At 70.9% G+C, this 24,159-nt stretch carries 17 protein-coding genes; 6 read left to right on the forward strand and 11 right to left on the reverse strand.

All coding sequences use genetic code 11. From position 1 onward, the window contains the following. Positions 1–26 precede the first annotated feature (26 nt). The 11 genes from TSO221_RS14030 to TSO221_RS14080 form a co-directional block, all read right to left on the reverse strand. Positions 27–1,466, reverse strand: coding sequence for a TIGR00366 family protein (locus TSO221_RS14030; RefSeq protein WP_109119128.1), 1,440 nt, complete (start codon positions 1,464–1,466; stop codon positions 27–29). 41 nt (positions 1,467–1,507) lie between these two features. Next, positions 1,508–2,164: a 3-oxoacid CoA-transferase subunit B gene (locus TSO221_RS14035; RefSeq protein ID WP_109119129.1), complete on the reverse strand. Its 657-nt coding sequence runs from the start codon at positions 2,162–2,164 to the stop codon at positions 1,508–1,510. Further along, on the reverse strand, positions 2,157–2,819 hold the full coding sequence (locus tag TSO221_RS14040) for a 3-oxoacid CoA-transferase subunit A (protein ID WP_109119130.1): 663 nt from the start codon (positions 2,817–2,819) through the stop codon (positions 2,157–2,159). The genes TSO221_RS14035 and TSO221_RS14040 overlap by 8 nt, the downstream gene beginning before the upstream one ends. Positions 2,820–3,212: 393 nt before the next feature. Then, positions 3,213–4,613: an acetoacetate metabolism transcriptional regulator AtoC gene (atoC, locus tag TSO221_RS14045; RefSeq protein WP_109119131.1), complete on the reverse strand. Its 1,401-nt coding sequence runs from the start codon at positions 4,611–4,613 to the stop codon at positions 3,213–3,215. Further along, entirely contained in the window at positions 4,610–6,436 is a 1,827-nt protein-coding gene (gene atoS, locus TSO221_RS14050) for a two-component system sensor histidine kinase AtoS (protein WP_109119132.1), read from the reverse strand. Before atoS ends, atoC begins: the two co-directional genes overlap by 4 nt. Positions 6,437–6,473: 37 nt before the next feature. After that, positions 6,474–8,165, reverse strand: coding sequence for a methyl-accepting chemotaxis protein (locus tag TSO221_RS14055; RefSeq protein WP_158284089.1), 1,692 nt, complete (start codon positions 8,163–8,165; stop codon positions 6,474–6,476). Positions 8,166–8,540: 375 nt separating this feature from the next. Beyond that, positions 8,541–9,806, reverse strand: coding sequence for a DUF1329 domain-containing protein (locus tag TSO221_RS14060; protein WP_109119134.1), 1,266 nt, complete (start codon positions 9,804–9,806; stop codon positions 8,541–8,543). A 38-nt stretch (positions 9,807–9,844) separates the two neighbouring features. Continuing rightward, positions 9,845–11,377 carry a DUF1302 family protein gene (locus tag TSO221_RS14065; RefSeq protein WP_109119135.1) on the reverse strand — a complete coding sequence of 511 codons (1,533 nt, stop codon included), beginning with the start codon at positions 11,375–11,377 and terminating at the stop codon, positions 9,845–9,847. 20 nt (positions 11,378–11,397) lie between these two features. Further along, a complete protein-coding gene (locus tag TSO221_RS14070; protein ID WP_109119136.1) occupies positions 11,398–13,773 on the reverse strand; it encodes an MMPL family transporter in 2,376 nt (791 codons plus the stop codon). A 74-nt stretch (positions 13,774–13,847) separates the two neighbouring features. Beyond that, complete coding sequence (locus tag TSO221_RS14075) at positions 13,848–14,825, reverse strand: YCF48-related protein (RefSeq protein WP_109119137.1); 978 nt, start codon at positions 14,823–14,825, stop codon at positions 13,848–13,850. Positions 14,826–14,912: 87 nt separating this feature from the next. Then, positions 14,913–15,692: a glucose 1-dehydrogenase gene (locus tag TSO221_RS14080; RefSeq protein WP_109119138.1), complete on the reverse strand. Its 780-nt coding sequence runs from the start codon at positions 15,690–15,692 to the stop codon at positions 14,913–14,915. Between the two features lie 248 nt (positions 15,693–15,940). Here TSO221_RS14080 and TSO221_RS14085 point away from each other — a divergent pair, with 248 nt between their 5' ends. The 6 genes from TSO221_RS14085 (at position 15,941) to TSO221_RS14105 (ending at position 24,149) form a co-directional block, all read left to right on the forward strand. Then, positions 15,941–16,585 (forward strand): TetR/AcrR family transcriptional regulator, encoded by a 645-nt coding sequence (locus TSO221_RS14085; RefSeq protein ID WP_158284090.1) that lies wholly within the window; start codon positions 15,941–15,943, stop codon positions 16,583–16,585. Between the two features lie 91 nt (positions 16,586–16,676). Further along, positions 16,677–18,668 carry a hydantoinase/oxoprolinase family protein gene (locus tag TSO221_RS14090; protein WP_109119140.1) on the forward strand — a complete coding sequence of 664 codons (1,992 nt, stop codon included), beginning with the start codon at positions 16,677–16,679 and terminating at the stop codon, positions 18,666–18,668. A 3-nt stretch (positions 18,669–18,671) separates the two neighbouring features. Further along, a complete protein-coding gene (locus TSO221_RS35935; protein ID WP_199229477.1) occupies positions 18,672–19,007 on the forward strand; it encodes an acetone carboxylase subunit gamma in 336 nt (111 codons plus the stop codon). After that, positions 19,004–19,870, forward strand: a complete 867-nt coding sequence (locus TSO221_RS35940) for a hypothetical protein (RefSeq protein ID WP_199229478.1) — start codon at positions 19,004–19,006, stop codon at positions 19,868–19,870. The genes TSO221_RS35935 and TSO221_RS35940 overlap by 4 nt, the downstream gene beginning before the upstream one ends. A 25-nt stretch (positions 19,871–19,895) precedes the next feature. Next, positions 19,896–22,037, forward strand: a complete 2,142-nt coding sequence (locus TSO221_RS14100) for a hydantoinase/oxoprolinase family protein (protein WP_109119141.1) — start codon at positions 19,896–19,898, stop codon at positions 22,035–22,037. Between the two features lie 42 nt (positions 22,038–22,079). Further along, the gene (locus TSO221_RS14105) at positions 22,080–24,149 is read left to right on the forward strand and encodes a hydantoinase B/oxoprolinase family protein (protein ID WP_109119142.1); all 2,070 of its coding nucleotides are present in this window, start codon (positions 22,080–22,082) and stop codon (positions 24,147–24,149) included. The last annotated feature ends 10 nt before the right edge of the window (positions 24,150–24,159 follow it).

A 24,159-nucleotide genomic window follows, 5' to 3' on the forward strand; every position in this document is an offset into this window, starting at 1 on the left:
CCCCCGCCGTTTTCAGGACTGCGCTGTCAGAGGGTGTAGGCCAGGATCCACAGCAGGAAGAGGACCAGGGGCACGTGGACCAGCAGCTGCGTGAAGCAGAAGCCGACGATGTCGCGCGCCTTGAGGCTGAGCACGCCGAGCAGCGGCAGCATCCAGAAGGGGTTGATCAGGTTCGGCAGGGCCTCGGCCGCGTTGTAGACCTGCACCGCCCAGCCGAGGTGCGCCTTCAGGTCGACCGCCGCCTGCATCACGTAGGGCGCCTCGATGATCCACTTGCCGCCGCCCGACGGGACCAGGAAGCCCAGCACCGCCGAGTAGATGCCGATCACCACCGGGTAGGTGTGCGTGTTGGCGATGCCGACGAAGATGTTCGCCAGATGGTGCGAGATCGACACGCCGTCGGCGCCGTTGACCGCGGTCAGCATGGTGGCGATGGCGCCGTAGAGCGGGAACTGGATGAGCACGCCGCCGGCCGTCGGCACCGCCTTCGCCACCGCGCCGAGGAAGCTGCGGAGGTTCCAGTGCAGCAGCACGCCCAGCATCAGGAAGATGAAGTTGTAGGTGTTGAGGTTGGAGATCACCAGCAGCGGGTCCTTGCTCGCGAACTCGGTGTAGACGAACCCGACCGCCAGCAGGACCAGCAGCAGCGGCAGGACCGGGCTGAACTCGAACCACTCGCCCGGGCGGGTCTGTTTCGGCGCCTCCGCCTGCTTCTCGCCGAGGTCGATGCCGTAGTCCTGCGCGGTGCGGACGAAGCGGTCGGCCGGCGCCGAGTAGTACGCGATGATGATGGACGCTGCGAAGATCAGGCCGCCCATGACGAACGACTGCCACAGGAAGATGGTCTGGCTGAGCGGGATGACGCCGGTGATGTCGGAGATCGACTTCGGCAGGCTGGCCGGGTTGGCCTGCAGCATCGCCGCCGAGGAGCTGAGGCCGAGCGCCCAGGTGGCGCCGAGGCCGAGGTAGGCGGCGGCACCGGCCGCCCGGTAGTCCATCCGCAGGTCGGTGCGCCGCGCCAGCGCCCGCACCAGCAGTGCGCCGAACACCAGGCTGAGCGCCCAGTTGAAGTAGGACGCGGCCATGCTGACGAAGGCCACGAAGGCGACCGCACCGCGCCCGGTCTGCGGGAAGCGGGCGATCCACTCGATCAGCCGGGTGGCCGGCGGCGAGCTGGCTACCACGTAGCCGGTGATCGCCACCATCGCCATCTGCATGGTAAAGGGGATCAGCGTCCAGAAGCCGGCGCCGAAGCCCTTGGCGATGGCGGCCGGGGTCGCGCCCGTCGCCAGATTGCCGAGCGCCACCGCGAGCACCGCGAGGACGACGAACACGAAGGCGTCGGGGAACCACTTCTCGGCCCATTCCGTGAACGCGATGGCGAGGCGGGCGAGCGCCCCCTGCTGCGCGGCGGCCGGGTCGCGCTTGGCGCCGGCGCCGTCCGAGACGTTGGTCACGTGTGTCATGATCGGAACTCCCATCCACGGGAAGAGCGGGAAACGCGGTGTCAGGCGGTGATCGGCATCACCGGGACGTCGTCCGGCACGATCAGGTCGGCGGCGGTGTTGGCCAGCACCTGCGCGACGGTCACGCCGGGGGCGGTCTCGCGCAGCAGCAGGCCGCCGGGGGTCGGCTCGATCACCGCGAGGTCGGTGACGACGAGGCTGACCGGACGCGCCGAGGTGAGCGGCAGCGTGCAGCGCTTGAGGATCTTGGATTCGCCCTTGGCGCTGTGCTGCATGGCGACGATCACGCGCCGGGCGCCGGACACCAGGTCCATGGCGCCGCCCATGCCGGGCACCATCTTGCCGGGCACCATCCAGTTGGCCAGCTTGCCCTCCTGGTCCACCTGCAGGCCGCCCAGCACGGTGACGTCCAGGTGGCCGCCGCGGATCAGTCCGAAGGACATGGCGCTGTCGAAAGCGCAGGCGCCGGGCACGGCGCCGATCGGGCCGCCGCCGGCGTCGGTCAGGTCATCGTCCTCCATCCCCTCCTCGGGCAGCGCCTGCATGCCGACGATGCCGTTCTCCGACTGGAAGAACACGTTCACCCCGGCCGGGAGGTAGCGGGCCACCAGGGTCGGCAGGCCGATGCCCAGGTTCACGAGGTTGCCGTCGCGCAGCTCCAGCGCCACGCGCTTGGCGATCAGGGTTTTCTCATCCATGGCGGCGCTCCTTGGCGACCAGCAGGTCGACCACGACGTTCGGGGTGACGACCGCGTCCGGCGGGATGACGCCGACGGGCACGATATCCTGCGCCTCGGCGATCACGGTCTCGGCCGCCATCGCCATGATCGGATTGAAGTTCCGCGCGGTCAGCGCGTACTCCAGGTTCCCCAGGTAGTCGGCGCGCTTGGCGTTGATCAGCGCGAAGTCGGCCTTGAGCGGCAGCTCCAGCAGGAAGGTCCGGCCGTCGATCTCGACGGTGCGCTTGCCTTCCTCGACCACCGTGCCGACGCCGGTCGGGGTGAGCACGCCGCCCAGGCCGAAGCCACCGGCGCGGATGCGCTCGGCCAGCGTGCCCTGCGGCACCAGCTCGACCTGGAGGTCGCCGGCGATCATCTGCTTCTGCGTCTCGGGATTGAGCCCGATGTGGCTGGCGACGACGCGGGCGGCTAGCTTTTCGACGATCAGCTTGCCGATGCCCTGGCCGGGCCGGGCGGTGTCGTTGGCGATGATCGTCAGGTCGCGCTTGCGCTGGCGGACCAACTCGTCGATCAGGCGCAGCGGCGACCCGACGGCCATGAAGCCGCCGATCATCAGGGTCGCGCCGTCGGGAATCAGCGCGACGGCGTCTTCGAGTGTGCGCACTTTGCTCATGGGCGTCCCCTTGTCCGTGCTGGCGGCCAGCCGACCGGCGGGTCGCAATGGCCGGAGTCTCGGCCGTGCGGTGTGGCCTGCGATCAGGCCTGGGGCATAGGAAGCAAGGGATATGCCAGGAGGCCGCAGCACTGACACTGCGAGGCGGTAAGTCTCTGTAATTCAGCTTTTTTCGTCATCCCCGCGAAGGCGGGGATCCATGCGTTCCACCACTGCCCGCTTTGGAAATTATGGATCCCCGCCTTCGCGGGGATGACGGCTAAGTTTTTGAATTCAGGGACAGGCAGCGCCGCAACATATGTGTGCCCAGCCGCTCTCCAGAGGGGCCGTGGCGCGGGTTCGGTGCGCAGCTTTGTGCGCGGTGCGCAAACTTTTGCGCAGCGGCCCGCGGTCCTACGCGATGCCGTATTCCTGGAGCTTGTAGAGCAGCGAACGCCGGCTGATGCCGAGTTCCTGCGCGGTGCGCATCCGGTTGCCGGCGTTGCGGTGCAGCGCATCGGCGATGACCTGCGCCTCGTACCGGCTGATCATCTCGCGCAACGGGCGGCATTCCGGATCGGCGGGGCAGGGCAGGGGGGCGGCCGGCGCCTCGCCGGCCTTGCCGGCGATCGGCTCCGGCAGGTCCTCGGGCAGGATCAGGCTGCCGGTGCTCATCACCACCGCGTGCTCGATGGCGTTCGACAGCTCGCGGACGTTGCCCGGCCAGCCGTGGCGCAGCAGGCCGTCCATCGCCTGCTCGTCGAAGCCGCTGACGTCGACCTGGTTCTCGGCGGCGAAGCGCTGCAGGAAGTGGCTGGCGAGCAGGCGGATGTCCTCCGGCCGCTCGCGCAGCGGGACGGTCCGCAGCGTCACCACGTTGAGGCGGAAGTACAGGTCCTGCCGGAACAGGCCCTGGCGCACCATCTCGCCCAGGTTCCGGTTGGTCGCCACGACGACGCGCACGTCGGCGCGGACCGGCTCCGCCCCGCCGACCCGCTCGAACTCGCGCTCCTGCAGCACGCGCAGCAGCTTGACCTGCAGGCTGGGCGAGATGTCGCCGATCTCGTCGAGGAACAGCGTGCCGTGCTCCGCCTGTTCGAACCGGCCGCGCCGCCGCGCCACGGCTCCGGTGAAGGCGCCTTTCTCGTGGCCGAAGAACTCGCTCTCCAGCAGCCCCTCGGGGACCGCGGCGCAGTTCACCTTGATGAACGGGCCGGAGGCGCGCGGGCTGTTGTAGTGGATGGCGGCGGCGACCAGCTCCTTGCCGGTGCCGCTCTCCCCGGTGACCAGCACGGTGGCGTTGCTCTTGGCGACCTTGGCGATGGTCTGCAGCAGCTCCGCCATCTGCGGGCTGCTGGTCAGGATGCGGTCGGTGCGGTAGCTGGCGCTCAGCTCCCGGTGCAGCGCCGCGATGTCGTCGCGCAGGCCGCGCATCTGCACGGCGCGCCCGACCAGCAGCATCACCTCGGCGATGTCGAACGGCTTGATGACGTAGTCGAAGGCGCCGTCCTTGATCGCCTGCACCGCGGTGTCCACCTGGGCGTACGCCGTCATCAGGATCACCGCGGCCGAGCGGTCGAGCCTGCGGATCTCGGACAGCGCCTGGAGCCCGGTCATGCGCGGCATGCGGATGTCCATCAGCACCACGGCGGGGCGGCGGGCGGCGAACGCCGCGACCGCCTCTTGTCCGTCGGCCGCGGTTGCGACCTCGAAGCCCTCCTTGGTCAGCACGGCGGCCAACATCTGGCGGATACCCTCGTCGTCATCGACGACCAGGGCGGCGGGAGTCTGCAGGGCGGAGGGGCGGCTGGTCATGACGCGGGCAGTGCCTTGTGGACGATGGGGAACCGCAGGGTGACCACGGTTCCGGTGCCGGGCGTGCTCTCGATGGCGATGGCCCCGTAATGGGCATCGACGATCCGGTGGACCATGGCGAGCCCCAGACCGGTCCCGGTGGGCTTGGTGGAGAAGAACGGGTCGAAGACCTTCTCCAGGTTTTCCGGCGCGATGCCGGTGCCGTCGTCGGTCACCGTGACGACCACGGCGTCGCCGTTCACCGCCGTGGCGACGCGGATCGTTCCCCCGGCCTCCGGCATGGCCTGGAGCGCGTTGATGATGAGGTTCAGCACGGCCTGCTTCAGCGCCTCGCCGTCGCCGTCGATCAGCGGCAGGTCGGGCGACAGCTCCGGCACCACCTGGACGCCGGACTTGCCGCCGGACAGCAGCAGCACCTCGCGGATCACGTCGTTCACCGGCACCGGCCGGATGAGTGGCGGGCGCGGCCGGCCGAACTCCAGAAGCTCGGTGATGATACGGTTCAGGCTGTCCACCTGCCGGATGATGAGCGGGGCGTAGCTCTGCCACTCCTTGATGTCGTCGCACCGCTCCAGGAACTGCATGAAGCCGCGGATCGAGGTCAGCGGGTTGCGGATCTCGTGCGCGACGCCGGCCATCAGCTCGCCCAGGGCCGCGAGGCGGTCGGCGCGCATGATCTGGGTCTTCAGCCGGAGTTGCTCGGTCAGGTCCTTCAGCACGACGACGGCACCGATGCTGGTGCCGTGGCTGTCGCGCAGCAGGCTGCTGCTGGCGTTCACGGTGAGGGTCTGCCGGGGCAAGGGCAGGTCGAGGGTCACGCCGACGTGCGGGCACCCGGTCTGCAGGGTGTCGAGCAGCGCGCTGGCGAAGTGGGCATCGCCGTCGAACAGCGACTGGTAGGGCCGGCCGATGACGGCGGCGGCCGGCATCCCGATCATCTGCTGCGCCGCCGGGTTGATGGAGGTGACCCGGCCCTCGCGGTCCACGGCGACGACGCCGTCGGCGATGCTCAGCAGGATGTTCTCGGTCAGCGACCGGGCGTCGAGCAGCGCCCGCGCCATGGCGTTCACCTCGACGGCGATCGCGCCGATCTCGCCGGGCGGCGGCCGGATGGCGTGGCCGAGGTCCGTCCGCATGGTGGCCAGACCATCGGTGATGCCCTTGATCTGCTGCGCCAGGCGCCGCGACATCACGTGCGTCAGCAGCAAACCGAGGAGGATGCCGGCGGCGCTCACCGCCAGGATGGCGCGGTCCATGGCGGCGGCCTGCCGTTCGACGTCGTCGGACAGCTCGTTGGCCCAGATGTAGCCGATCACTGCGCCCTCGCGCACGATGGGCCACATGGCGTTCATGATGAGGCCGCGCACCTGCGGGCCGGTCTCGACCGCCATCGTTCCGGTTTCGAGCACCCGCCATCCGGGGTGGTCCGCCGGGATCGGCCGGCCGACGGTGTCGCCGTACTGCCCGCTCGGCCCGTAGGTGACGATGGCGTTCAGCGCCTTGCTGTAATACCCCACGCCCACGCCGGGGTTGGCGGCGGCGACCATGTCGGTGAACGGGGCGAGCGCGGCGTTGACGCGCCGGATTGCGGCGTCCCGGTCCGCCGGCGGGGCGTCGAACCCGCCACCGAGATGGGCGTCGAGAATCCGGGCGAGGCCAAAGAGCTTCTCCTGCTTTTCCCGCAGCAGGGCCTGGCGCCCTTCGCGCTCCAGCAGATAGCCGCCGGTCGCGATGGGAACCGCGACCACGACCAGCGACACCAGCAGCAGCTTGCCCCGCAAGGTGGCGGGCAGGCACCCGCGCAACCGCTCGATCACACGCATGACACGCCCTCCGCCCGCGCCGCCGGTACCCGGAAGGTTACGCTGCGCGGATCTCCGAAAGGAAGGCGTCCACCTCGCGCTTGAGCATGGCCGCCTGCCCGGCGAGGCTGTCGGCGGCCTGCTTGACGTTCTGGGTCGCGGCCCCGGTCTCGCCCTCGGCCTCGCGGATGCCGTTGACGTTGCGCGACACCTCGCTGGTGCCGGTGGCCGCCTGCTGGGCGTTGCGGCTGATCTCGCCGGTCGCAGCACCCTGCTGCTCGACCGACGAGGCCATTTCCGCCGTCGAGCGGTCGATCTCGCCCACCTGGCCGATGATGGTGCGCATGGCCTCGACCGTCCGCCCCGACGCGCTCTTCACCGCGCCGATCTGGTTGCCGATCTGCTCGGTCATGGCGTGCGTCTGGTTGGCGAGGTTCTTCACCTCGCTGGCCACCACGGCGAAGCCCTTGCCGGCCTCGCCGGCGCGCGCCGCCTCGATGGTCGCGTTCAGCGCCAGCAGGTTGGTCTGCGAGGCCACGGCGTTGATGGCGGCGACGATCTGGTCGACCTGCTCGATGGCGGTGGACAGCGAGTCCAGCTCCTTCTGCGCCTGCCCGGCGCCGTCGGCCGCCGCCTTGGAACGCTCGGCGGCGCGCGACACGCGGGTCGACAGCTCGCGGATGGAGGTGGACATCTCCTCCGACGCCGACGCGACCGTCTGTACGTTGACCGACGCCTCCTCGGACGCGGAGGCCACCGTGGTGCACTGGGCGAACACCTCCTCGACCGCGGCGCTGAGCTGGACGGCGGTGGCCTGCAGTTCGGTCGCGGCGCTGCCCACCGCGTTCACGATGCCGCCGACCCGCGTCTCGAAGCGCTGCGCCATGTCCAGCGTGGACTGGCGCTTCTCGGCGGCGGCGCGGCTTTCGGCGTCGCGCGCGTCCTGCTCCATCCGGCGGTTGTGCCGGAGGTTCTCCTTAAACACCTCCAGCGTCCGCGCCATGTCGCCGATCTCGTCGCGGCGGGAGCGTTCCGGCACCTCGACGGACAGGTCGTCCTCGCCGAGGCGCACCATGGCGTCGTGCACCCGCGTCAGCGGCCCCGACACGCTGCGCGCCACGCCCCAGCCGAGCAGCAGCGCCAGCGAGGACAGGCCGGCCACCACCAGCCCGAAGACGGTCATCATGTCGAGGAACGCCGAGCGCAGGTCGTCGGTGTAGACGCCGGTCCCGACCACCCAGTCCCACGGCTTGAAGTGGACGGAGTAGCTGAGCTTCTCGAAGGTCGGCCCCTGCGGGTCGTTGGCCCGCGGCCAGGCGTAGTGGACGAATTCCGGCGGCTGGGCCAGTGCGCCGCGCACCGCCTCGCGGATGACGTAGACGCCGTTGCGGTCGCGGATCTCGCTGCCGCTCTTGCCGATCAGCCCCGTGTTGGCGTGCATCACGCTGATGATCTGCGACGTCCAGATCCACAGGTACTCGCCGTTGTTGTAGCGGATGGCGCCGATGGCGGTCTTGGCCCGTTCCTTGGCGTCCTCCTCGCTCAGCGCGCCGTCCTGGGCCAGCTTGTGGAAGCGGGCGGCGATGCTGCCGGCGCTCTCGGCGATGAAGCGGACGCTGTTCATCCGCTGCTCGACCAGCGCCTGATTCACGAAATGGCCGCCCACCGCCGCCACCAGCCCGGCGGCGATGATCGACAGCGAGGCGAGGAAACCGATGCGCCAGCGAAGGGGCAACTCTGACGGGGACATGGCACGGCTCCGGAAGACACGGAGACCCTCACAAGGGTCATAGCCATATAGGGATAGTCCCATCCATTCGCAGACGAAAGGGCTTGGGAGGGCGACGGGTTGACGCACTCCCGCAGGCATCCCCCTGCGACAACTCGCCGCTCGCATTCGCTGTGATATTCTAGTATATCAATTTTGCTATTGCGGCTTGCCGCAGTGCGTTTCCTCCCAAGCCTCGGGCCGCTGCCGTTGCACTCGGTGGCGGCCTTTTTTTCCCCTACGATCTTCCTGAACCCGCCCGTCGCGAGGCCCATAAAGAAACCCCGGCACGAAGGCCGGGGCTCAAGGTCCGGCACCTCGCGGCGCCGGGGAGTGAACGCGTGACGAGGCCCGGCCTCAGCTGCCGCCGATGGCTTCCAGCACACCGACGCTCAGCTCGTTCTCGGTGATCTTCGGGTCGTTGTAGACCGGGTTCGGCGTCGACAGGAACAGCGTGCCGTGGTTGCGCTTGAAGTCGAACATGCCGCCGGCGTAGGTGGCGACCACCGGGTTGCGCTCGGCGTCACGCTCGTTCTTGCTCATCCAGGTGCCCCACTTCCAGAAGTCGCCGCGCCTGTCGTAGATCTCGGTGTAGCGCGGCAGCGGGTACTGCGCGTCGATGTACAGCACCTTTCTGCCGTAGGGGTGCTCCGGCGGCGGCGTGGTCTCCACCACGTGCACCTCGCGCGGCTCGTAGCCGACGGCCGGGTACCAGTAGGGCGCCTTGGTCAGGTCGAGCGCTGGGTACATGTCCTTGCGGTTGCCGGCGTCCGGGCGCCACATCGGCACGTCGGTGTTGGCCGGCGCCAGCACCCAGCGCTTGCCCAGGTACTTCAGGCCCTTGTACCAGCTGGGATGGGCGTTGAAGGTGTCGACGTCGTCGTTGACCATGTCGGTGCCGCCGCCCACCGGGTCCATCCAGCTCGACCCGGAGATGGTGCGCACCCGCCGCACCGAGCGGACGTAGGCCCAGCTGCGCGCCACGTCGCCGGTCATGTACTGGGCGCTCAGCATGCCGGTGCCGCGCATGTCGAAGGGCTCCAGCGCCACCAGGATCTCCTTCGAGCGCATCGTGCCGTCGCCCAGCGTCAGCTTGCCCTGCGGGTCGCAGTAGCGGCCGACCAGGTTGATGCGGCTGAAGCGCCAGAGCATCTCGCGCTCGACCCCGCTGGTGCCGTCGAAGGTGATGAAGGTGTAGCGCGGCTGGCTCCAGTAGCAGCCGACCGGCTGGCCGACCAGCAGGTTCCACACCGCCTTGGCGCCGGCCTGCGGGTCGGCGGGGTCGATCACCGGGAACGGCACGCCGGCCTGCCAGTTCTCCAGCCCCTTGCCGTCGGCGATGCGCACGGCGCCGGCGCGGTTCTTGTCGGTCCACTGCTGGTAGCGGGCGTCCACCGTCCACGGCTTCGACGCCTTCAGGGTGATCGCCAGCCCCTTCTCGCGCACCTGCCAGGCCAGCTTGTCGGGCAGCAGGCTGGCGATGGTCTTGCCTTCGAAGGTGTCCTTCAGCCGCGCGTCGAGGCTGCGCGCGTCGATCACCGTGCCGGGCGGCAGCTCCGCCGCGCCGGCCGTGGCCGCACCGGCCAGCAGGCCGAGGGCGCACAGCGTGACCAGGGTCTTCATGACGGGTCCTCCTTTCCGGGGCTCAGAACTGACCCGGGTTAAAATTGATAGGTGGCGCGCAGCACGAACTGCGAGTTGTTGTCGAAGAAGCTGATGAAGCCGACCTGGTCGGACGCCGCGGCCTGGCTGCGCTGCGCCCGCTTGGCGAAGAAGAAGTCGGCCTCGGCGCGCAGCCGCAGGTGGTCGCCGACGATGTAGTCGATGCTGGGGATGACGAAGCCGCCGCCGTAGCTGATGTCCCAGCCGGCGGCGAGACCCGGCTTCACCGTGTCGTTGAGGTAGCTGAGCTGCAGCACGCCGGTCAGGGTGAAGGCGTGCTCCTTCAGCTTGGTCTGGAAGCCCGGCCAGTACAGCAGGTTGTCCGAGCCCTTGAGGTTCGGGTGCCAGCTGTCGAACAGCTGGAAGGACAGGAACGAGGTGCCGTCGGTGCCGAGCACGGAGCGCAGGTCGACGTTGAAGTCGCTGCGCAGCATCCAGCGCACCAGGTCGGTCTTGCGCACGCCGACGGCGTTCGGCGGCAGCAGGCCGGCCAGGAAGCCCGGGTAGAGCCCGGTGCCGCCCAGGCTGTCGAAGTTGTAGGGCATGTTCGGGATGTAGGCGACCTCGGCCGACAGCACGGCGTCGACCGGCGGGGCGTAGCCGGAGGCGGTGGCGCCGTACACGTTCACCACCGGGTGGTAGTCGTCGCCGAGCAGCCCGGCCGGCTGCCGCCCACCCACCGGGTTGACCGCCGGGTTGACGATCGGGTCGGGGCGGAAGGTGCGCAGGTGCAGCAGCGAGTAGTTCACGTCGCCGGCCAGCCCGCGCCAGCGCACGCCGTAGGTCGGGTCGCGCACGTCGCCGTCGGGGTGGCGGGCGTCGCGGCCGACGAGGCCGTCGCGCCAGAAGCCGCGGTAGGGCTGCGGCGACCAGCGCCCGCCCCAGGTGTCGAACGTATTGCCGATGTCGCGCCCGCGGTCGAGGCCGGGGCGCACGAAGGCCTGCAGCGAGCCGTCCGCCTCGGGTATCTGGACGATGGCGTTGGCGAGAATGAGCGGCTTGCGCAGTTCCTCGTTCTCGGTCTCCAGCATGGCGCGCCAACTGTAGTCGAAGCCGTGCACCATGTCGGAGGCGACGAAGAAGTCGGTCTCGCCCCACACCACCTGCTGCTTGCCCAGGCGCAGCGTCAGCCGGTCGAAGGCGGACTCCGCCCACGCCTCGCGCAGTTCCAGCGCGTTGTACTTGCGCATCAGATCATGGCCGCCGTTGGCCCCCATGCGCTCCAGGTCGCGCTGCCAGCCGGTCTCCGCCTCGGCGACGCCGCGGCCGCTGGCGAAGAACTTGACGCCCGGCATGGTCAGCGTCGTGTCGAGCCGCAGCTGCGAGCGCGCCATGCTCACGCGCCAGCGGTCGTTGTCCGGCGTCTCGGGCATGTCGTTCAGGTTGAACGACATCCATTGCCGGAGGTAGCCGTTGACCGACAGCCGCGCGTCGCCTCCCAACTCGAAGCTCTCGGCCGCCGCCGGGCCGCTCGCCGCCGCCAGCAGCAGCGCCAGGACGCCCGTCCTCCACCTCGCACCCTTCTTCATCATTGGCGTGTTCCTCCCGTTTCTCATTCCCCTGCGCACTTCCAGGCCAGCGCCTCGTCGGCCGCCGGCCGCCCGTTCCCCGAGCGGCGGGCGCCGACCACGAAGGCGGGCTTGAAAACCACGACCAGCGCCGGCATGAGGACGAGCGCGGCGGTGGCCGACACCAGCAGCCACACGCCCATCAGGAGCCCCATCTCGGCCTGGAATTTCAGCGACGACGCCGACCACACGAAGACGCTGAGGCACAGCGTCACGCCGGTGATCAGCACGGCGCGGCCCGAGCCGCGCAGCGCCGCGTGCAGCGCGGCGTTCAGGCCACGCCCGCGCGCCAGCTCCTCGCGGATGCGATCGACCACGTAGAAGGCGTAATCGACGCCCAGCCCGATCCCCAGCGCCGCCACCGGCAGCGTGTTGATGTTCATGCCGATGCCGACCGCGGCCATCAGGCAGAAGGTTACCGTGTTGGACAGCAGCACCGGCACCATGAAGACGATGCCCGACCCGGCGTCGCGGTAGGCCAGCAGGCAGCAGGCCACCACCACCAGCAGCGCCAGCGCGATGGAGCGGATCTGGTCGCCGAGGATGATCTCGTTGATCGCCGCGGTGTTGCCGACCACGCCGCCGGCCAGCCGGAACTCGACGTCCGGCACCGGGTGCTCGGCCAGGTAGCGCTTGATGCGGCCGATGGCGGTGGCCACCGTGTCGCCGCGCCGGTCGGTGAAGAAGGCGGTGATCGAGGCGTTGCGGTACTGCGCGTCGAAGAACAGCGCGGTGTCGCTGGCGTCCAGCCCCGTGCCGAAGAAGTACAGCATCTCGCCGATGGCCAGCCGGTCGTCCGGCAGGTCCTGGTAGCGCGGGTTGCCCTCGTGGATGGTGCGGTTGATCGCCGGGATCAGGTCGGCGATCGACACCGTGGCGCCGATCTCCGGCTGCGCCTCCATGAAGCGCTGCAGGTCGCGCATCGCCTTCAGCACCTCGGGGCGCTTGATGGCGTCCGGCTCGCTGCCGGCGACGACGATGAACATGCGGTCGGCGCCGTGGAAGCGGGCGTTGATCGCCGCCGCCGCCCGGTTGTAGGGCGAGTCCGACCACAGGATCGGCGAGCCGGCCGAGGCGTCGCCGATCGACAGGTGGAAGGAATAGGCGAACGACCCGGCGAAGATCACCGCCGCCACCACCGGCACCCAGGCGCGCCGCCGGCCGAGCGCCAGCCGGGCGCAGCCATCGAGCAGCCGGTTGAGCAGCGGCGACACGTCGGCCCGCAGCCTGTGGCCGACCGGGGTCGGCACATAGGACAGCAGGATCGGCGTCAGCAGCACGCTGGTGACCAGGATCGTCGCCACCCAGATGCAGCCGATGATCGCCACCTTCTCCAACAACGGGATCGGGGTGAGCGCGACGATGGCGATGCCGCCGGCATCCGTCAGCACGCCCAGCGTGCCGGGCTTGAACAGGTCGGTGATGGTGCTGCGGGCGGCGTCCGGCGGGCTCAGCCCGTCGAGCAGCACGCGGTCGTCGAAGTGCGCCACCACCTGCACCGAGTGCGACACCGAGCGCGCCGAGATCAGGAAGGCCACCACCACGACCAGCGGGTCGAAGGAGAAGCCCAGCATGCGCGCGAAGCCCAGCGCCCAGACGGCGCTCGCCAGCCCGGCCAGCAGCGGCAGCAGCGTGCCGCGCAACGAGCGCGAGGTGACGAACAGGATGAACGCGGTCAGCAGCATGGTGGCGGCGAACACCGCGATGGTTTCCGGCAGGTGCGCCTCGACCCAGCCGTACAGCACCGGCTCGCCCACCACGTGGACGGTGACGCCGGGCAGCGTGTAGCGCTCCAGGATGGCGCCGACCTGGGCGAACACCGCCTGATGGTCGATGGCGTTGCCGTAGAAGTCGGCGGTGATCAGCGCCGCCCCGAGGTCGGCCGAGACGTAGCGGCCGAACACCAGTGGGTTGCTCAGCACGGCGCGCTTCAGCGCCTCGATGCCGGCGCCCTCCTCCGGCACCTCCGGCCACATCAGCGGGCGGGTTTCGATGCCTTTGTCGTCGGCCCGCACCTCGACCATCTTGCGGGCGGCCAGCGAGTTGATCTGGAAGGGGTTGACGCCCTTCACGTACTCCAGCTCGCGGGTGATGCCCTGGACGGCGCGCAGCACGTCGGCGCGGAAGATGGTGCCGTCCCGCACCTCCAGCATGACCGACACCATGTTGGCGCTGCCGAACGAGGTGCGGAAGGCGCGGTCGACCGCGACGTACGCGTGGTCGCGCGGCAGCAGGTCGGCGAGGTCGGTGCGCACCTGGATCTGCGTGGCGAACCAGGCGACCACCGTCGAGGCGGCGGCCATGGCCAGCAGCAGGGCCAGGCGGAAACGGATGATCAGGGTGGCGATGCGCTGCAGCATGGCGTCACGTGCTCCGGCGGGCCTCAGCCCGGAATGGGGCCAGCGGGCGTTAGCCCGAGAAGGGCTGATGGGCGTCAGCCCGGGAATGGAAGAAAGCGGCCGGCGGCGATCCAGCCGGCGCCGGCGCCGGCGGTGAGCAGGCGGTCGCCGGCCCGCGCCAGCGCGGCGCGCCATGTCGGCGGCGCGCCTTCGAGCGGCAGCGGCGCGGCGGAATCGCCGTCCGGCGTACCGGTCAGCGCGGCGCCACGGTCGCCGACGGCGGTCCAGCGCCCGTCGGCGCAGGCGACGGCGAACAGCGGCTCGCGCGTCGGGGTGGCGACGGGGCGCCAGCTCGCCCCGGCGTCGGCGGTGAGCAGCACCGTGCCCTCCAGCCCGACCGCGACGCCAGCCCCGCCGCTGCACGACGCGGTGGCCAGCAGGCTGCGCGGCGCCGCTTCGTGGGTGGTCCAGGTGCGCCCGCCGTCGACGGTGTGGCGGATCTCGCCGAACTCGCCGACCACCCAGCCGCGCGCGGCGTCGGCGAAGGCGATGCCGTTGAGGCCGACGTCGCGCGGTTCGGCTGCGGCGGCGAAGCTGTGCCCGCGGTCGGCGGAGACCAGCAGCGTCCCCATCTCGCCCGCCACCCACAGCCGGCCGTCCGGCGCCAGCGCCGCGGCCAGCAGGCGGTGCGGCTTGTCGAGCGACGGGGCTGCGGGCTGCCAGGAGGCGCCGCCGTCCGCGGTCGTCAGCACGGTGGCACCGGCGCCCACCGCCACCGCCTGGGCCGGCGACCACGCGGCGATGGCCTGCAACGTGCGCGCGGTGCCGCTGCGCTGAGCCCGCCACGTCCGCCCGCCGTCGTCGGAGCGGACGATCTTGCCGTCGGTGCCGGCCATCCACAGCACGCCGTCGCCCGGCGCCGCGGCGCCGAAGAACAGGTCGCGCGGCGCCAGCGCCGGCTCGGGAATCGCGTGGACGACGGGCTCCAGCTTCACCACAAAGACCGCGGCGATCAGGCCGCCGATGATGAGGAAGGGACCGGCCTTCGCGAGCAGGGTCACGGCGCGCCGCATGCGCATCCTCCGGCAGGGAGTTGTTGTTCGAACGTTCGTTCTAGGGATGGGCACGCGCCGGCGCGGATGGACGGCGCGCGGCTCCGGTCAGAGTGCGGTGTAGCCGCCGTCCACCACCAGGGAGGAACCGGTCATGAAGCTCGATTCAGGCCCGGCCAGGAAGACGATGCCGTCGGCGATCTCCTCCGGCTTGCCGATGCGGCCGATGGGATGGAGTTGCGTGAAGAAGGCGACCGCCTCCTCGTCGCTGGCCGCCCCGGTGGCCTTGCGCGCCATCTCGACTCCGGCGCGGGTGTCGATCAGGCCGGGGTGGATGGCGTTGACGCGGATGTTGTAGCCGCGCTGGCCGCAGTAGGTGGCGGCGCTCTTGGTCAGCATCAGCACTGCGCCCTTGCTGGCGCTGTAGGCGGCCAGCGACGGAGCGCCGATGAAGGAGGCCACCGAGGCGACGTTGACGATGGCACCGCCGCCGGTTTCCTTCATGGCGCGAATCGCCCGCTGCGTGCCCAGGAAGGCGCCGTCGACGTTGATCGCCATGATGCGCCGCCACTCCTCCAGGCTGACCGTCTCGATGTCGTTGTAGGTGCCGAGCCCAGCGTTGTTGACCAGCACGTCGAGGCGGCCGTGACGCGCCAGCACCGACTCGAACACAGCGTCCCAACCCTGCGGATCGGCGACGTCCTGGTGCAGGTAGACGGCGTCGGTGCCGCCGGCACGCAGCGACTCGGCGAGCGCCTGGCCAGCGGCGTCATCGACGTCGGTGAGCGTGACGCGGCTGCCCTCGCGGACCAGGGCGCGGGCGGTGGCCGCACCGATTCCGTGGGCGGCGCCGGTGATGATGCAGATTTTGCCGTTCAAGCGTGCCATGCGCTGGCTTTCCTCCCCTCGGGTGTCGTCCGTACGCGGCGGCGCTTTGCTTCGGGGCCGCTGCATCGAACGTTCGTTCAATTGCTATGCGGACTATCTAACCGCACACAAATCAGTTTGACAAGCGAATTTACATGTGGTTGGGTCTAAATCGAACGATCGCTCTAGAAGCCCGGCGACGGGCGGCGGAGAGATCGGCCAGCAGCGGCGCCCGGGGCCAAAGGCCACGGGCCGAAGGGGGAGGTTCGATGACGTTAGACAGTTCCAGGAGCCGGCGGGCCGCCGCTGCGGTGGCGGTGCGTCCCGGCGAGGCCGGCGCCAGCTCACGCGAAGTGCTTCTGCAGACCGCCTTGGACTTCTTCTCCAAGCGCGGCTTCACCGGCACCTCGATCCGCGACATCGCCAACGCGCTGGGGGTCAGCGTCTCCAACATCTACCACTACTTCGGCAGCAAGGAGGGGCTCTGGCTGGAGATCATGGAGTACTCGGTCAAGACGCTGCCCGACCGGCTGGAAGGGGCGCTGACCGGGATCGAGGCGCCGCTGGAACGGTTCGAGGCGCTGGTCCGGGCGCACCTGACGGTGTCCACCAGCTACCAGCGCGAGCTGCGCATGATCTTCCTGCAGCAGGACCGCCTGACCGACGGCGGCGACCGCGTCAACCAGGACGTCCAGCGCGCCGTGCTCGGCATCTATATCCGTGAGCTGGAGGCGCTGCGCGCCGCCGGCATCATCCGCACGCCGCACCTGAAGATCCTCGCCTTCAACGTGCTGGGTGTCATCAACTGGCAACTGCGCTGGTACCGCGGCGACGGCCCGCTGCCGGTCGATACGGTCCACCGCGAGATCGTCGACTTCATCCTGCACGGGCTGCACGGCCCCGATTCCAACTGACCGAGTTCCGACCGACCGAAAGCCGCGGCCACAACGCGGCGCAGACCTGAGGGAACGGGGCCGCGCGCCCCGGGGGAAGGACACGCACGCCATGGGCTACACCATCGACATCGACACCGGAGGCACCTTCACCGACGGCTTCTTCGCGCACGGCGAGGAGTTCCGTTCGGTCAAGACGCCGACCACGCCGCACGACCTGACCGCCTGCTTCATCGACTGCATCCGCGCCGGCGCCGAGGCGTTCGGCGTGCCGGTGGAGCGGCTGCTGCGCGACGCCGAGGTCATCCGCTTCTCCAACACCATCGGCACCAACGCCATCATCGAGCGCACCGGCGCCAAGGTCGGCCTGATCGTCACCAGGGGCTGCGAGACGCTGGCGCCGACCACCGACGCCGACGGCAAGGCGCCGCTGGTCGCCCCCGACATGGTGTTGGGCATCGCCGGCACCGGCTCCGCCGAGGTGCTGGACGCTGCGCAGGCGCTGATCGACCGCGGCGCCCACTGCCTCGTCGTGGCGCTGCACGGCGCCGACGCCGACCCGGCGGCCGAGCGCGCGGTGCGCGCCGCGATCAAGGCGGAGTACCCGCGCGACTACCTCGGCTCGGTGCCGGTGTTCCTCAGCTCCGACGTCAGCCGCCGCTCGGGCCTGCAGGAGCGGGTCAACAGCGCGGTGCTGAACGCCTACATCCACGGCAAGCTGACCCGGCTGCTCTACAAGGCCGGCGAAGACCTGCGTCGGCGCGACTTTCCGGGGCAGCTGTTGATCGGCCACAACAATGGCGCCGCCGCCCGCGTCGCCAAGACGCGCGCCATCAACACCTACAACTCCGGCCCGGCCGCCGGCCTGCTCGGCGCGCGGGAGATCGGCGCGCTGTACGGGGCCGAACTGGTGGTGTCCGCCGACATGGGCGGCACCTCCTTCGACATCGGCTACGTGCGCGCCGGCTTGCCCAGCCAGGCGCTGCGCCCGGACGTCGAGGGCTTCCGCTGCAACCTGCCGATGCTGGCGATCCGGGCGCTTGGTTCCGGCGGCGGCTCCATCGCCGCGGTGGCGGGAGAACGCGTGCAGGTCGGCCCGCGCTCGGCCGGCGCGCTGCCCGGCCCGGCCTGCTTCGACCTCGGCGGCACCGAGCCGACGGTGACCGACGCCAACCTGGTGCTCGGCCTGCTCGACCCCGACTATTTCCTCGGCGGGCAGAAGCAGCTCGATGCCGGCAAGGCGGCGGCGGCACTCGACGCCCGGGTCGCCGGGCCGCTCGGCGTGCCGGTCGAGGAGGCGGCGTGGCGCGTCCGCGCCGCCGTCGACGCCGATATGGGCGAGGCGACGCGCCGCCTGTGCGAGGAGGTCGGCGGACGCGACCCGCTGATGGTGGTGTACGGCGGCGCCGGCCCGCTGCACGCCTGCGCGGTGGCCGAGGCCGCCGGCATCCGCCGCATCGTGGTGACGCCGTTCTCGGCGGTGTTCTCGGCCTACTCCTCGTCGCTGATGGACGTCGGCCACCTGTACCACGCCCGCGTCGCCGCCACCCTGCGCCCGGCCGGGGCAATGGACGCGCTGGCCGCGGCGCTGGACGGGATGCGCGCCCGCGCCGAGCGCGACATGCGCGGCGAGGGCTTCGAGCCCGGCCAGCTGCATTGGACGGTGGAGCTGATCGTCGAATCCAAGGCGACCGGCGCCGAGACCCGGCTGACCGCGGCACCCGGCTTCCACGACGACCTGCACAGCCTGGAGGAGCTGTCGCGGCAGGCCGCCGCTGCGCTCGGCGGCGACGTCGAGGACGATCTGGTGGTCACCACCGTCGGCCTGTTCGCCGGCGCGCCGGTGCCGCACTTCCGCCTGCGCCCGGTGCCGATGGCGCCCGGCAGCGCCGACGGCGCGCTGCGCGGCACCCGCGCCGTCTACCTCGGCCCCGGGCGCGGCCGGCGCACGCTGCCGGTTTACGACCGCGCCCGCCTCGGGCACGGGCACGCCATGGCCGGGCCGTGCCTCGTCGAATCCGCGCAGACCACGGTGTTCGTGACGGAGGGCTGGGCCGCCGCCGTCGATCGCTTCGACAACCTCGTGCTGGAGAGGGGGGCCTGAGCCATGAAGGTGCGGATCACCGAGAACCTCGACATCGACCTGCCGCGCGAGACCTGGTGCTGCCACGCCTGCGGGCACGAGCTGACCTCGGCGCGCGCCGCCTACAAGACCGGCTGCGTGGTCGCCGAGGTGCCGCTGGCCGAGGCCCACCCGCCGCTGGTCGAGGGGCAGGCCTACAGCTTCACCCCCGACGCCGACTTCTGCCGGCTCCTGGAGTTCTACTGCCCGGGCTGCGGCACGCTGATCGAGAACGAGTACCTGCCGCCCGGCCACCCGATCACCCACGACATCGAACTGGACATCGACGCGCTGAAGGCGCGGCACGGGGTGGCCGGATGAGCGAGGGACGTTCCCTGTTCGCGGCGCTGGCGAGGGGCGAGACGCCGCCCCGCCCGCCCTTCCTGCCGCTGGTCGAGGCGCTGGCGGCGCGCGTCGCCGGGTACGACCCGGCGGCGCTGGAGGCCGACCCCGACCGCCGCGCCCGCGCCGTGCGGCAAGCCACCGCACTGGTCGGCGGCGACGCGCTGTGCCTCGGCTTCGACCCCGCCATGGCGGCGGACGAGGGGCGCTTCGCCCGCCTCGCCGACACGCTGGTTCGCGCCTTCGAGCCGGCGCGCGGCAGCCTGGGCTGCGTCGCCGCACTGGCCGGGCCGGCGACGCTGGCCCGCCTGACCGCCGGTGACGCCGGCAAGGAGGGCCTGGAGGCGGCGCGGCCGGCGCTGACGCGGATGACCGAGGCGGTGTGCAAGACGCGCCCCGACCTGATCGTCTTCCTGGAGGACGCGGAGGCCCGCGGGGTGCCGGTGGACGGCGCGTTGAAGCGCGCTTACGCCGCAGCGCGCAAGGTCGCCGCCTACTACGACGTCGCCACCGCGGTGCTCGCCGACGGCTGGGAGGGCGCGGCGGACGAGGTGCGCCGGCTCGCCCCGCTCGGCCTCGATTACGCGTGGTTGGGGCCCGGGGCCAGCGACGCCGATCCGGCAGCAGTGGCCGGGGCGCTCGGCGAGGGGAACTGGCGCGGCGCGGTGCTGCCGCTGCCGCTGGAGGATTCCGGACGCGCCGCAGCGCTGGCCGAGATAACGCGACGGTGCGCGGGCGACGCCCTGGTGCTGGCGCTCTCGTCGGCCGGGCCGCTGGCGGCGGACGCCGACCTCGAACGGATCATGGAAACCAAGACGGCCCTCGGTGCGCTGCACCGCTGACCGGCCGCGACGGGAGGAATCTGGCATGGGCTTCAACGTCGGCATCGACATCGGCGGCACCTTCACCGACCTCTGTTCGGTCGGGACGGACGGCCGCATCGTCACCTGCAAGACCCCGACGACGCACTACGATCTGTCGGTCGGCTTCATGCGCGGCGTGCGCGATCTGGCGCGGCGCAGCGGCCTGTCGCTGCCCAGGTACCTGGAGCAGGTGGAGGCGCTGCGCTACTCGACCACGGTCGGCACCAACGCGCTGATCGAGCGCAGCGGACCGAAGCTCGGCCTGATCACCACCGCCGGCTTCGAGGACACCATCTTCATCGGCCGAGGCCGCAGCTGGGCGGACGGCGCCTCGGTGCACGAGGTGCGCGACATGGCCACCATCGAGAAGCCGGCGCCGCTCATCGACCCGGACATGGTGGTCGGCGTACGCGAGCGCATGGACTGCCACGGCAGCGTCGTCATGCCGCTGACCCGCGAGGAGATCCTCGAAAAGCTGCAGACGCTGGTCGACCGCGGCGCCATGGGCTTCGTGGTGTCGCTGCTGTGGTCCTTCGTCAACCCCGAGCACGAGCGGCTGATCAAGCAGGTCATCGAGGAGGAGTACCCGGAGGACTACCTGGGCGCCATGCCGGTGACGCTGTCCAGCGAGGTGTCGCCCAAGGCCGGCGAGTACACCCGCACCATGACCGCGGTGGTCAACGCCTACATCCACGGCATCATGGCGCAGGAGCTGAGCCGCCTCGGCACCGAGCTGCGCGCCGCCAGCTTCACCAAACCGGTGATCCTGGTGCACAACACCGGCGGCACCAAGAAGGTGTCGCGCACCCGCGCCGTGCTGACCCACAACGCCGGCCCGGTCGCCGGCATGCACGGCGCGGCGCGGCTGGGGTCGCTCTCGGGCTTCCGCGACATCGTCTTCACCGACATGGGCGGCACGTCCTTCGACATCGGCGTGGTGGCCGGCGGCGAGCTGCGCGCGCAGGACTTCATCCCGGTGATCGACCGCTGGCGCACCAACATCCCGGCCATCGAGGTGAAGTCGATCGGCGCCGGCGGCGGCTCCATCGCCTGGGTCAACCGGCTTATGGACGGCCAGCTGGAGGTCGGGCCGCAGTCGGCGGGCTCGATGCCCGGCCCGGCCTGCTACGACCAGGGCGGCGCCGAGCCCACGGTGACCGACGCCGACCTCGTGCTCGGCTACCTCAACCCCGACAACTACCTGGGCGGCGACATGCCGCTGGACGCCGAGGCGTCCGAACGGGTGATCGAAGAGAAGGTGGCGAAGCCGCTCGGGATTCCGGTGCAGGAGGCGGCGTGGCGCATCCGTCGGCTGGTCGACGCCCGCATGGGGCAGGAGGTGTTCAACGAGGTGGCGCTGAAGGGCCACGACCCGCGCACCTTCGTCGTCTTCGCCTGCGGCGGCGCCGGAGCCACGCACGCCTGCGGCTTTGCGCCGTACATCGGCGCGCGCACCGTGGTGATCCCGGCGGTGTCCTCCGTCTCCGGCGCGTTCGGCGCGTCGAGCATGGAGATCAGCCAGGTGTGGGAGCAGTCGCGCACCATCAAGCTGTTCCGCTACGACAGGCAGGAGTACCTGGCCGACCTGGGCGCCTTCAACGGCGTCGTCGAGACGCTGCGCGGGCAGGCGCTGCGCGACCTGCGGCTGGAGGGCTTCGGGCCGGAGCGGGTGCGGCTGCGCCTCGACCTCGATATGCGCTACGGCAGCCAGTACAACCTCACCAAGGTGACGGCGCCGTCGCTGCACCTCACCGGACGCGCCGACGTCGAGGCGCTGTGCGCCGCCTTCACCGGGCTGTACTCGCGGGTCTATTCGCCGGAAGCCGCGTTCCCGGCCGGCGGCATCAACGTCGAGTGCTTCTACCTGACCGCCAGCGTCATCGCTGAGCCGCCGCCGCTGACCAGCGCCGCCGCCGGCCCGCCCGACCCGGCGAAGGCGCTGAGCGGCAGCCGCCCGGCCTGCTTCGACCCGGCCGAGGGGCCGCGCGCAACGGCGGTCTACGACTGGACGCGCCTGAAGCCCGGCCACAGCCTGAGCGGCCCGGCGCTGATCGAGGCGCCGGACACCACCTACGTGGTCGAGCCGGGCTGGACCTACCGCATGGACGAGCTGCGCAACGGCATCCTCACCCGCACGGACGCCTGACGCCGCCGCCACCGACACACCCGAACAGGGGATAGAGACGCCATGTCCATCAAGTACGGCCGCGACACCGAAGTGGTGCACCGCCTGCGCCCGGAGCCGGTGACCGCGCGCGAGCAGGCGGCGCAGGCCGCCGTCGCCGATCTCGATTTCGAGATCTTCCAGCACAAGATGCAGATGATCGCGCTGGAGGGCAAAGAGACCACCATGAAACTCGGCGCCTCCACCGCGATGCGCTGGGGCGACGTCGCCTTCGGCGTCTACACCGCGCAGGGCGATCTGGCGATCTGCGCCACCGGCATCTACCACCACGCGGTGCTCAGCCAGCTTCCCGTCAAGTACCTGGTCAAGCACCTGAAGGACGACCCGTCGGTCGGCGTACGCAACGGCGATTCCTTCTTCTACAACGACCCGTTCTACGGCGGCGTGCACAACGCCGACATGGGGCTGTGCGTGCCGGTTATCGTCGACGGCGAGCTGGTCTGCTTCATCGGCGCCGCCGTGCACACCGGCGAGGCTGGCGGCTCGGAGCCCGGCGGCATGGTGAACGGGGCGAAGTCGCGCTACGACGAGGGGCTGCTGGTGCCGCCCATCAAGGTCGGCGAGAACTTCACGCTGAAGGAAGACCTTCTGGCGATGCTCGCCACCATGACGCGCGACCCGCGCACCATGATCCTCGACCTCAAGGCCCGCCTGGCCGCCGCCCGCATCGCCGAGCGCCGGGTCCGCGACCTGATCGCCGACAAGGGCGTCGCCTTCTTCGTCGGCGCGCTGCGCAAGGTGCTGACCGTCACCGGCGCCGCGGCCCGGCGCAAGGTGGCGGCGCTCAACGACGGCGTCTACCGGCAGCCGCGCTTCCTCGACACCGTCGGGCCGGAGAGCCAGCTCCTGAAGATCAACCTCGCGGTCGAGAAGAAGGGGGAGCGCATCACGCTGGTGCTCGACGGCTCGTCGCCGCTGCTGCCCGACCGGCCGCTCAACACCTACTTCCAGGGTATCATCGGCCTTGCCATGGTGTACTTCTGCGGCTGGCTGTTCCACGACCTGCCGGCCAACAACGGCCTGCTGGAGGCCATCGACTGGCGCTTCCCCGAGGACAGCTTCGTTAACGCCAAGGGGGACGTGCCGGTGTCCTACGCGCCGGCCACCCAGGTGGCGTTCACCCAGGGCATGTTCATGGCGGGTGCGCGCATGACCTACGCCACCGACCCCAGCCGGGCGGTGGGGGCGTGGTACACCGGCTTCGCCGTCACCGTGTTCGCCGGCCTCAACCAGTGGGGCGAGCCGATGGCCGACATCACGCCGGAGATCAACGCCACCGGTGCGGGCGGGCGGCCGGGCAGGGACGGCGTGGACTGCGCCGGCGCCTTCTTCGCCACCATGAGCGACTGCGGCGACGTCGAGAGCACCGAGAGCGACCGGCCCTTCCTCTACCTGTTCCGCAACTTCTTCGACAACTCCTACGGCCACGGCAAGCACCGCGGCGGCTCGGGCGTCGGCTTCGGGCTGAAGGTGCACGGGGTGCCGTGGGTGGTGCTGGGCGGCATGGGCTTCGGCTCGCACTTCCCGGCGACGCTCGGCATCTTCGGCGGGCGCGCGGCGCCGCCGGCCTTCGTGCAGACGGTGCACGGCTCCAACGCCGGGACGCTGCTGCGCGACGCCGACCCGCGGCTGCCCAACTCGATGGGCGCCCTCTACGGCCGCGGCACGCCGGAGGAGGGGCAGCGTGGCTACGGCAACCTCGCCGCACCGCCCTCCCCGTTCAGCGAGGGCGACACCTACTACGTGCCGGTCACCGGCGGCGCCGGCTACGGCGACCCGCTGCAGCGCGATCCGGCGGCGGTGGTGCGCGACCTGCGCGCGGGGCGTTGCACGGTGCAGGCAGCGCGCGACGTCTACCGGGTGGTGGTCGACCCGCACACCCTGCACCTCGACGAGGCCGCCACCGAGGCGGCGCGCACGCAGGCCCGCCAGGACCGGCTGCGCCGCGCCAAGCCCTACGCCGCCTTCGAGCGGGAGTGGGAGCGGCAGAGCCCGCCCGCGGCCATCCTGCGCTACTACGGCGCCTTCCCCGACCCGGCGGCGCCGGCGACGGGGCAGGACCGCGCCGCCTGACGGGAGGGAG

This window comes from Azospirillum sp. TSO22-1, from assembly GCF_003116015.1.
GTDB lineage: Bacteria > Pseudomonadota > Alphaproteobacteria > Azospirillales > Azospirillaceae > Azospirillum.

What these genes read in the sequence shown, in the direction of transcription:
- TSO221_RS14105 (WP_109119142.1), top strand. Translation starts at nt 22,080, where the DNA reads ATGTCCATCAAGTACGGCCGCGACACCGAAGTGGTGCACCGCCTGCGC.
- TSO221_RS35940 (WP_199229478.1), top strand. Translation starts at nt 19,004, where the DNA reads ATGAGCGAGGGACGTTCCCTGTTCGCGGCGCTGGCGAGGGGCGAGACG.
- atoS (WP_109119132.1), bottom strand. Translation starts at nt 6,436, where the DNA reads ATGCGTGTGATCGAGCGGTTGCGCGGGTGCCTGCCCGCCACCTTGCGG.
- TSO221_RS14030 (WP_109119128.1), bottom strand. Translation starts at nt 1,466, where the DNA reads ATGACACACGTGACCAACGTCTCGGACGGCGCCGGCGCCAAGCGCGAC.
- TSO221_RS14075 (WP_109119137.1), bottom strand. Translation starts at nt 14,825, where the DNA reads ATGCGGCGCGCCGTGACCCTGCTCGCGAAGGCCGGTCCCTTCCTCATC.
- TSO221_RS14090 (WP_109119140.1), top strand. Translation starts at nt 16,677, where the DNA reads ATGGGCTACACCATCGACATCGACACCGGAGGCACCTTCACCGACGGC.
- TSO221_RS14035 (WP_109119129.1), bottom strand. Translation starts at nt 2,164, where the DNA reads ATGGATGAGAAAACCCTGATCGCCAAGCGCGTGGCGCTGGAGCTGCGC.
- TSO221_RS14040 (WP_109119130.1), bottom strand. Translation starts at nt 2,819, where the DNA reads ATGAGCAAAGTGCGCACACTCGAAGACGCCGTCGCGCTGATTCCCGAC.
- TSO221_RS14060 (WP_109119134.1), bottom strand. Translation starts at nt 9,806, where the DNA reads ATGAAGACCCTGGTCACGCTGTGCGCCCTCGGCCTGCTGGCCGGTGCG.
- TSO221_RS14100 (WP_109119141.1), top strand. Translation starts at nt 19,896, where the DNA reads ATGGGCTTCAACGTCGGCATCGACATCGGCGGCACCTTCACCGACCTC.
- TSO221_RS14055 (WP_158284089.1), bottom strand. Translation starts at nt 8,165, where the DNA reads ATGTCCCCGTCAGAGTTGCCCCTTCGCTGGCGCATCGGTTTCCTCGCC.
- TSO221_RS35935 (WP_199229477.1), top strand. Translation starts at nt 18,672, where the DNA reads ATGAAGGTGCGGATCACCGAGAACCTCGACATCGACCTGCCGCGCGAG.
- TSO221_RS14085 (WP_158284090.1), top strand. Translation starts at nt 15,941, where the DNA reads ATGACGTTAGACAGTTCCAGGAGCCGGCGGGCCGCCGCTGCGGTGGCG.
- atoC (WP_109119131.1), bottom strand. Translation starts at nt 4,613, where the DNA reads ATGACCAGCCGCCCCTCCGCCCTGCAGACTCCCGCCGCCCTGGTCGTC.
- TSO221_RS14070 (WP_109119136.1), bottom strand. Translation starts at nt 13,773, where the DNA reads ATGCTGCAGCGCATCGCCACCCTGATCATCCGTTTCCGCCTGGCCCTG.
- TSO221_RS14065 (WP_109119135.1), bottom strand. Translation starts at nt 11,377, where the DNA reads ATGATGAAGAAGGGTGCGAGGTGGAGGACGGGCGTCCTGGCGCTGCTG.
- TSO221_RS14080 (WP_109119138.1), bottom strand. Translation starts at nt 15,692, where the DNA reads ATGGCACGCTTGAACGGCAAAATCTGCATCATCACCGGCGCCGCCCAC.